Raw genomic sequence first — 1,811 nt, forward strand, 5'->3', positions numbered from 1 at the left:
CTTCGGTGGCGTCAGCTACGATAAGGGGCAAATCTGCCACCAGTTCAAGCAAGGCTCGGATATGGTGGCGGTGACCCGGATTGAACGGGTGACCCGCGGCTTATGAGTCCGCTGCTCTACCAACTGAGCTACACCGCCACGTCATTGATTTCTAAGGGGCTTTGGTCTTGTCAGCCGAGCGCTCCGACCCCGAACTGTTCACCAACTGTTCACCGTGACCGTGCTTCCGGTCGTGGTGTTCCTGGAGCCTGCGCCCGGCTTCAATGAGGTCAGATCTCTTCACGATGTGGTACCGACGGTAGACGGAATCGGTCTTGTGACCACTGATTGCCATCGCGACCTTTCTTGGCACCCCGGCATCCTCCATGTTACTGACTGCTGTTCGACGGAAGTCGTGGATTAACGCCCCACGATAGCGCCGGTTTCCAACAAAACGCCCATTAGGATTTTCAAATCGCCCGAGTCCAGCTTTGACGCAGGCGGTTCGCCATGAACTCTTGATGGAAGCCAGTTTTTTCCCGCTAAGGTGACAGACCCACCGGCAATCCGGATACAGGTCCGAAGTGTGCTTATACCATGCGGCGAGGACATCGTAAAGGTCCCCGCCCATCACAGCGACTCGTTCTTCTTCCGTCTTCGTAGTCTCTGACGCAAGCCGGATCTCGACGTTCCGCTTCTGATGATCGATGTATACCTGAGGCCATTCGAGATTCATGGTCTCACCTTCGCGCGTCCCCAGCCAATACTCAATCGTGACCGGGATGCGAGCGTGCGGCGGCAGCAAGGCTCTGATCTTCACAAATTCCTGCCACGAGCGGTAGCCAGAGCGCGGGGGTGACTCTTTCAATTTGGTCCACTGTGGGACCGAGGTCACGAGCGGCGGCTTCCCCGCAAGCCCCAAGCGGTACGCGCGAAGCAAGAAGGACATCCGTCTATTGACACGCGCCGGACTCAATCCGTTCTCGCGCCACTCGGTTGCCCAATTGCGAAGGTCCGTTGCACTCACTGTCTCGGCGAGCATATTCCCCGCGAAAGCGCTCCAGAAGGCATGAAGCTGTTCTGCATTCTTGAGGGACTTGTAGCTATTTGCCTTGTAATCAGAAACGACGAGCTGGGTCAGCTCTCTGACCTTGGTCTCCATTTGCTGCGGCCAGCCAAAGAGGCCCCCATAGAAGCGTTCGCGCAATGTCTGGAGCACACGGCCTGCTGTCTCCCGCGTGCCATGAATGACCTTGCGGATATTGGGCCGGCCACGGCCCTGGTGCCACTTAATAAGATACCGCTTCTCCCCGATGCGTGTGACCGTGCCGCCTCCCGATCTTTTCCCCATGGATCCCCTTCAACTGAATTAGCTCGATCAGCTGGCCTTGGAATCAACTTGTCTTGGAACAGAACGTACTTTCTTGGCGCTGGCCGTTAACGGCGGCGGTGAATCATAGGTCCTTCGCTGGCGCTCTTCCCACTGCGCGACATCGCTCGGATGGATGCGCCACCGAGGACGGCGCCCTTTCCCTAGTCTGATTCCAGGTATTCCGTCGGGTTGACCCAGCACGTCGCTGTACAGGTAGTCCGGAGTGACCCGCAGGCGCTGCGCCAGTTGCTGTACGGTCATGTACTGGTCTTCGGCCTGCTGGGCATTCGAACTGGTCGTGGTGAGTGCTTCCCCTCGAAGTGATCGCATTTTCATATGACCTCTAACCTTTAGAGAGCCTGGAATAGAGTGTGTCAGTAGCCCCCTGGTAGTCGTTATGCCCGAACAGTAGACCTCTAGAGAGCCCACGCAGGAGCTGGTGCCGTTGTCCCGGACCATC

Annotated in this window: 2 protein-coding genes and 1 tRNA gene; all 3 read right to left on the reverse strand. The window is 57.5% G+C overall.

Translation table 11 applies throughout. From position 1 onward, the window contains the following. Positions 1–62 precede the first annotated feature (62 nt). Positions 63–138 (reverse strand) — tRNA-Met (locus tag ACOSYY_RS00600). Positions 139–151: 13 nt separating this feature from the next. Further along, complete coding sequence (locus ACOSYY_RS00605) at positions 152–1,330, reverse strand: tyrosine-type recombinase/integrase (RefSeq protein WP_421660283.1); 1,179 nt, start codon at positions 1,328–1,330, stop codon at positions 152–154. A 27-nt stretch (positions 1,331–1,357) separates the two neighbouring features. After that, positions 1,358–1,687, reverse strand: coding sequence for a helix-turn-helix domain-containing protein (locus ACOSYY_RS00610; protein WP_421660284.1), 330 nt, complete (start codon positions 1,685–1,687; stop codon positions 1,358–1,360). Positions 1,688–1,811: the final 124 nt, after the last annotated feature.

This window comes from Nitrospira sp. BLG_2, from assembly GCF_049222245.1.

Excerpts from the sequence above, each read along its gene's own strand:
- ACOSYY_RS00610 (WP_421660284.1), bottom strand. The coding sequence starts at position 1,687 with ATGAAAATGCGATCACTTCGAGGGGAAGCACTCACCACGACCAGTTCG.
- ACOSYY_RS00605 (WP_421660283.1), bottom strand. The coding sequence starts at position 1,330 with ATGGGGAAAAGATCGGGAGGCGGCACGGTCACACGCATCGGGGAGAAG.